Annotated in this window: 8 protein-coding genes and 1 other RNA gene; 5 read left to right on the forward strand and 4 right to left on the reverse strand. The window is 61.9% G+C overall.

Going from position 1 to position 6,622, the window contains the following annotated elements:
* The coding region (locus WCA85_RS03865; protein WP_424061855.1) for an ABC transporter ATP-binding protein at positions 1-726 on the reverse strand (726 nt) is incomplete at its 3' end.
* A complete protein-coding gene (locus tag WCA85_RS03870; RefSeq protein ID WP_424061856.1) occupies positions 723-1,733 on the reverse strand; it encodes a FecCD family ABC transporter permease in 1,011 nt (336 codons plus the stop codon). The genes WCA85_RS03870 and WCA85_RS03865, both read right to left, overlap by 4 nt.
* Before the next feature lie 686 nt (positions 1,734-2,419).
* Here WCA85_RS03870 and WCA85_RS03875 point away from each other — a divergent pair.
* From WCA85_RS03875 to WCA85_RS03895, 5 genes are all read left to right on the forward strand, one after another.
* Positions 2,420-2,797 (forward strand): ATPase, encoded by a 378-nt coding sequence (locus tag WCA85_RS03875; protein WP_424061857.1) that lies wholly within the window; start codon positions 2,420-2,422, stop codon positions 2,795-2,797.
* Positions 2,794-3,108 carry a cell division protein ZapA gene (locus WCA85_RS03880; protein WP_424061858.1) on the forward strand — a complete coding sequence of 105 codons (315 nt, stop codon included), beginning with the start codon at positions 2,794-2,796 and terminating at the stop codon, positions 3,106-3,108. Before WCA85_RS03875 ends, WCA85_RS03880 begins: the two co-directional genes overlap by 4 nt.
* 112 nt (positions 3,109-3,220) lie before the next feature.
* Positions 3,221-3,402: non-coding RNA, 6S RNA (gene ssrS / locus WCA85_RS03885), on the forward strand.
* 103 nt (positions 3,403-3,505) lie between these two features.
* Positions 3,506-3,964, forward strand: a complete 459-nt coding sequence (locus WCA85_RS03890) for an EVE domain-containing protein (RefSeq protein WP_424061859.1) — start codon at positions 3,506-3,508, stop codon at positions 3,962-3,964.
* 277 nt (positions 3,965-4,241) lie between these two features.
* The gene (locus tag WCA85_RS03895) at positions 4,242-4,973 is read left to right on the forward strand and encodes an SIMPL domain-containing protein (RefSeq protein ID WP_424061860.1); all 732 of its coding nucleotides are present in this window, start codon (positions 4,242-4,244) and stop codon (positions 4,971-4,973) included.
* A 125-nt stretch (positions 4,974-5,098) separates the two neighbouring features.
* Here WCA85_RS03895 and lgt read toward each other — a convergent pair whose 3' ends face one another.
* Both lgt and WCA85_RS03905 read right to left on the reverse strand, forming a co-directional pair.
* Complete coding sequence (gene lgt / locus WCA85_RS03900; protein ID WP_424061861.1) at positions 5,099-6,004, reverse strand: prolipoprotein diacylglyceryl transferase; 906 nt, start codon at positions 6,002-6,004, stop codon at positions 5,099-5,101.
* 219 nt (positions 6,005-6,223) lie between these two features.
* Positions 6,224-6,622 (reverse strand): LysR substrate-binding domain-containing protein (locus WCA85_RS03905; RefSeq protein WP_424061862.1); only part of this gene is annotated, 399 nt, incomplete at its 5' end.

A 6,622-nucleotide genomic window follows, 5' to 3' on the forward strand; every position in this document is an offset into this window, starting at 1 on the left:
CGTCAGCACCTCGCGCACCGGACCTGCGAAGGCCATGCCCGCGCCATCCAGCAGCAGCGCGTGAGTCGCGAAGCGCCGCGCCAGGTTGAGGTCGTGGCACGAAAACACGACTGTACGTCTCCCCGCCGTGGCCCAGCTCGTCAATGCTTCAAGGCAGTCTATCTGGTGGCGCAGGTCCAGATGCGCGAGCGGCTCATCGAGCAGCATCAATGGCGCATCCTGACAGAAGGCGGCGGCAAGCGCGACGCGCTGCCGCTCGCCGCCCGATAGCGAAAGCACATCGCGTAACGCGAAGCTGCTCAAATCCAGCATCTGAAGCGCGCCGTGCGCGGCGGCGCGGTCATCTGGGCGCTCCCATCCCCAGCCCGTGAGATGAGGAAAACGGTTCAGCATCACAATGTCGAGCACGCTGGTGCTGAATGCATCGTGCGTGCTTTGCGGCATCAGAGCGCGACGCCGCGCCAGTGACGCCGGCGCCCAATTGGCCAGGCGCGTGCCATCGATCTCGACATGGCCCGCGGCTGGCTGCAAGAGGCCGGCTAGCGCAGAAATCAACGTGGTCTTGCCCGCGCCATTGGGCCCGGCAATGCACCACACCTCGCCGGAATAGAAGGTATGCGTAAAGCTGTCGAGCAGCGTGCGCGAACCGGCGCGCAGCGTCACGCGCTGCGCGCTGAGCGTGGCGGGCGTGGTCAGCGGAGAGTCGGGAACGGTGCTTCTCATCATCGGGGCCTGCGCAGCAGCATCCACAGAAACACCGGCACGCCGATCAATGCCGTGATCACGCCCACCGGCAACTGCGCCGGCGCAATCACCGTGCGAGCAATCAGGTCCGCTCCCATCACCGCCATGCCGCCGCCGAGTGCCGCGGCCGGCAGCAACATCCGCTGATCGTTACCGAAAGCGAGCCGCAACGTATGCGGCACCACGAGGCCCACGAAGCCGATCGTGCCGCCCGTCGTCACCGCAGCGGCAGCGGCGAGAGACGCCACCAGGTAGACACGCAAGCGCAGACGCACGACCGGGACGCCAAGCGACTGGGCCATCGCATCGCCGCGCAACAGGACGTTCAATTGTGGCGCAGCGGGCAAGATCGCCATCAGCACGGCCACGAGCGCAGCAAGTGCAAGCCAGGGCGCGCCGCTCGCGCTGAGATCGCCGGTCAGCCAGAACAGCATGCCGCGCAGGCGGTTATCCGGCGTCATGGTCAATAGCAAGGTGATGAGCGCGCCCCACCCCGCTGCAATCACCGCGCCTGTCAGCAACAAACGCGGCGACGTGTCCTGTGGCTCACCACGCCATAACTCACGACGCGCGAGGCCCAGCACCAGCAGGATCGAGACAAACGCGCCGCCAAAAGCACTGACGTCGACAAGCCACCACGCGCAACCGGTCATCATGGCCGACAGCGCAAAGGTTGCCGCGCCACCGGACACGCCGAGCACATACGGTTCTGCGAGAGGATTGCGCAACAAGACCTGGAGCAGCGCACCGGCTACCGCGAGCAATGCACCGCAGGCGAAACCAGCAAGTGCGCGCGGCAAACGCAGCGTCCGCACGATTTCGCCCGCGAGATCACTCTGATCAGCGGTTACGCCGTGCGCAGGCAACAGCGCCGCCAGCACACGCGATGGCGTGAGCGGCACGCTGCCAAGCGCAAGCGAAGCAATCAGCACGGCCAGCGTCAACGCTGCGAGCACGCACCAGATCACCGCCGCCCGTCTTGCGTGCATGACGGGCATCGTTCGCACTGACAGACGGTTCATTCGCGCGGCCCTGCCGCGGCCAGCGGCACCAGGCACGCGGTGGGTGAAAACATAGGATGGATTCCGGTTCGTGGCATGCGCGGTCCGCTCCCCGCAAACCTTTGCGTCATGAGAACACGGCCGTCAGGCACGCTCCGTGCATCGACAGCGCGCGTTTGCATGCGTGGGCAGCGCCCCCTCTCTCTGGCCGATATTCGGGCTAACAATCATCGACCCGCCTTCCCACGCATCGCGCGCAATGGCACACTCGCGACTTCGCAGTTGAACCACATGTTCAGGTCGACCTGCATGAAAATGCGCTCGCCTGCTTTTGTGGTGAACACAGGTCGGTTACGCTCGCGGCGAGCGTCGCTCCCTGTTTCCCGCTTCACTGCCACGATAACTACACACGAAAGAGAAAATCGCATGCGGGCACCAAAGTGCCGCAAGTTTATGAGTGACCAGAACGACCGTCAAGAAAGGTCAAACTGAAACCTCTTACGTGGGAACGCAGACAGACGATGGGCCCGTCATGAGCGATTGAGGGGGACGTCCATGCCAATTCGGCCATCTGAAGTCTGCATAAATCGATGCTGTTACGTCTCGAAACGAGACAATTGTCGGAACCTGCGATATTCCGCGCTAAAATGCCATGTCTTTAGAGGACGCAGCACATGCTCACCGAACTCGAAACACTTTCACAAAATATCGGCAAGCTGATTGCGATCAGCCAGCGCCACAATGAAGCGCGTCAGGCTCTCGAAACGCAGCTCGCGAATGTGCGAGCCGAATCCGAGGCAACTCGCGCGGAGCTCGCGCAGATGCGTGAGGAACGCGACGCCCTGCAGGCGGAGCGCGATGCGTTGTCGGCCAAGATCGACGACGCACAAGTGCGCCTGAACGCAATCCTCGAAAAACTGCCGCGTGCACGTTCCCATAGCGAGCCGGACAATCAGCTTGATCTGCTCGCGCCCGCACACGAGTCGGAGCATGGCGCGCAGCACGCCGAGGAAGCCGGTAGCGAAGTCACCCGCCACGGAGAAAATGCATGACCACCAAGCAGATCGAAGTATCGATTCTCGGCCAGCCCTATCGCCTCGCCTGCTCGCCGGAAACCGAAGCAGCGTTGCTTGAAGCAGTGGCACGTGTGGACGCCGAAATGTCGAAGATCCGCTCAAACAGCAATGTACGTGGCGTCGACCGTATTGCGGTGATGGCTGCGCTGTCGCTGGCATCGGAACTGCTTAAGTTGCAAGCGAGCGTCCGGCATGGAGAAGCATTTCCCGCTGAGGAAATCCGGCGTACAATGCACCAGATGAACGAACAGCTAGGTACTGTGATTCAGCAGTACAGCATGCAGTAAAAAGGTTTAAAGTGTCCTCTTTGGTTGGTCCGCAGTTCCCCCTGCAGCCAACTGCGAATTCAAGCACAATGTCTGCTCGAGCAACAGCAAACGTTTGAATTCAATCGGTTTAGCTTCCCTGCCTGGTTCGCCAAGGTCATATATTCCTTGAACCAATGCCATGTGCACGGTTGCGGAAATTTGTAGCACGGGTGTGCGCGTCACTCTGTCTGATGTACCCGAAGTGCTGCTAACTGCGACCAATTCTGAATCTCCGGTTCAGGATGCCGGCCTAGCGGCTAAGGCGGGGACCTTATTTAACGGCATCGGACTTCGGTCCGGTGCCGTTTTTCTTTGGGCCCGGTTTTCGTACGGTGTGTTCAACCGGGTTTGTTCAACTCAACGTTCACTTCGATTCATGCGCTACTGGCTAATGAAGTCCGAACCGGACGAAGCAAGCATCGACGATCTCGCCAACGCACCGAAGCACATCTTGCCGTGGACCGGCGTGCGCAACTATCAGGCGCGTAATTTCATGCGCGACACCATGAAAGTGGGCGACGGGGTGCTGTTTTATCATTCGAGTTGCCCCGAGCCCGGTATCGCCGGCCTCGCTGAAGTCGCCTCGACGGCCTACCCTGACCCCACGCAGTTCGATTCCAGGAGTCCATACTACGATCCAAAATCCACCGCGGAGACCCCGCGCTGGTTACTTGTCGACGTGGTATTCAAAAAGAAACTGCCGTTGATTCCACTGGCCGCGCTGCGTGAGCACGCGGAACTCGCGGACATGCGCGTGCTCGCCAAAGGCAATCGCCTGTCGATCACGCCGGTGACCGAAGCGGAATGGCGCTTCATTACCAAACGCCTGGTTTGAGCCAGCGCGCGAACCGCACCGCATGAGGCTGCGCGTCGCACTGCATCGAGCACCCATTCAGGGAACCAAGCCAACTGTAAGACGGCCTAATCCGCTCGCATGCATGGATCACACGCGCGGTTTGCAAACGTCGTGCCATCGGGTAGAACGATTCGTCCTGCTCACCGCGCCGCGCCCGCTTGCCACTGCATGAAGTACCGTGTCTGAAACGAATGCCGCTTTACGCGGCATCGAATAACGTCATCACGCATAACCAGTTGAAGCAAGGAGCACATCAATGAACCAGAAAACTGTACGCGCTGTTGCGCTTGCCGTGGCGCTCGCCACCCCGCTCGCGCTGACGCTCGTACCCACTGCGGCTCGCGCGCAAGAAGTCATGCAAGCCCAGCCGGCGGGGGTGCTATCCCTAAACGCCCAGGCCAGCGCAGACGTGCCGCAGGACGTGGTGGACATCACCCTGTTCTACGAACAGGAAGCGAGCGACCCGTCCGCGTTGACCAGTTCGCTCAACGAGCGCGCCGATGCGGCGCTGCGCCAGGCGAAGGGCGTGAGCGGTGTGACCGCGCGCACCGGTTCGTTCTCGATCTATCCATCCACCGATCGCGACGGTCGTATTTCCGCATGGCGCGGCCGCACGGAGGTCGTGCTGGAATCGCATGATTTCGCGGCGGCGTCGAAACTGGCTGGCCAGATGGCGTCGAACATGCAGGTGGGTAATGTGCAGTTCTCGTTGTCGCCGCCAGCGCAGCGCGCAGCCGAGCAGAAGCTCACCGGCGAGGCGATCGCTTCGTTCCGCCAGCAGGCCAGTTCCGGCGCACAGGCGTTCGGTTACAGCGGCTATTCGATCCGTGAGGTGAACGTGGGCCACGCGGGCGTGATGCCGCGTCCGGTCATGATGATGGCCGCACGCTCAATGAGTGCGGATAGCAAGGTCGCCGCGCCGGTGCCGATTGAAGCCGGTACCTCCACGGTCACGGTCACCGTGTCCGGCTCAGTGCAAATGAAGTGACCTGGCGGCACATCAGGCGCAACGTCTTGCGCCGCCGCATATGCAAAACGCCACGGCATGCCGTGGCGTTTGTCTATTCAGGCGCGCAGAACGTCACGCGCATGAGCGGTGCAACGTTATGCCATTCAGTTCGCGCCCACGGCCTTGGCCGCTTCGCCACCCTTGCGACGGTACGCCCAGACCAGAATACCGACGCCCGCGATGATCATCGGCAGCGACAGCCATTGGCCCATTGAGAGGCCCATCGCCAGCAGGCCGAGGAAGTCATCCGGCTCGCGAGCGAATTCCACCGTGAAGCGGGCCAGCCCGTAGCCGATCAGAAATACCGCTGAAATAGCACCCATGGGCCGCGGCTTGCGTGAGAAGAACCACAGTACGAAGAAGAGCGTGATGCCTTCCAGCGCGATCTCATACAACTCCGACGGATGGCGCGGCAGCATATGATATTGCGCAAAGATCTCGTTCAGATGCCACTTTGCGGCCAGTTCCGGATGTCGCGTCAGCCAGATCGCGTCGTCACCCGACGCACCCGGAAACATCATCGCCCACCAGGCGTTTGGATCCGTCACACGACCCCACAGCTCGCCGTTGATGAAGTTGCCAAGCCGGCCCGCAGCGAGCCCGGTGGGCACCATCGGCGCGACGAAATCGGTCACCTGAAGCCACGAGCGTTTGCGCTGGTAAGCGAACAGCACCATGGCAAGCGTGACGCCCAGAAAGCCGCCGTGAAACGACATGCCGCCTTCCCACACCTTGAAGATGTCGAGCGGATGCGCGAAGTAATAGTCTGCTTTGTAGAACAGCACGTAGCCGAGGCGGCCGCCGAAAATCGTGCCGAGCACGCCGTAAAACAGCATGTCGTCGATATCTTTGGCGGTCCAGCCTTGCGCGGCGACAAACGGCAGACGCAGGCGCAGACGGCCCACGACGATCGCCAGGATGAAGCCCACCAGGTACATCAGACCGTACCAGCGTACGGCGAGCGGCCCAAGGTGGATTGCGATCGGGTCGAAATTGGGATGAATGTGCATCGTATTGTTATGGGCAGTTCAGGTTCAAAAGCGGTTTCTAACAAGGCTCACGGGTAAGGCTCACGTGCAGGGCTGAGTCGCGAGCCCGCACTCCTTGGCATGCTCACACACCAACACCAACGCCAACGCCAACGCCAACGCCAAGCATTGGACGAAGCGCCACGCGATGCGTTCGCCTCAGCGTGCAGAAAGGCGCAGTGTAAGGCGTTCAGCTTTCAATCACTCCGCTCGCCCCATCCGATCGGCCTGCGCTTCGACGGTGGCCGCGTGAGCCCGCACGATGTCGATAAAGCCAGCCAGCACCGGACTAACCTGCGCCGTACGCCACACCAGCCCGGTCTCGATGGCCGGCACCGATTCGCGCAGCGGCCGGTAGACCACGCCCGTGCGGCGCAGGTTCCGCAGCGATTGCGGCACCAGTGCGACACCCATGCCGGCCGACACCAGGCTGACGATGGTCTGCATCTGGATGGCTTCCTGGCCAATGCGCGGCGTCAGACCGGCGACGCCGTAGCAATCCATAATGATGTCATAAAACCCTGGCGCGAGACGCCGCGGAAAGATCACGAGCGGCGCATCGGCCACGTCGCGCAAGCTGAGCGGCGCGTCGAGCCACTC

This window comes from Paraburkholderia sp., assembly GCF_049581445.1.
Taxonomy (GTDB): Bacteria; Pseudomonadota; Gammaproteobacteria; order Burkholderiales; family Burkholderiaceae; genus Paraburkholderia.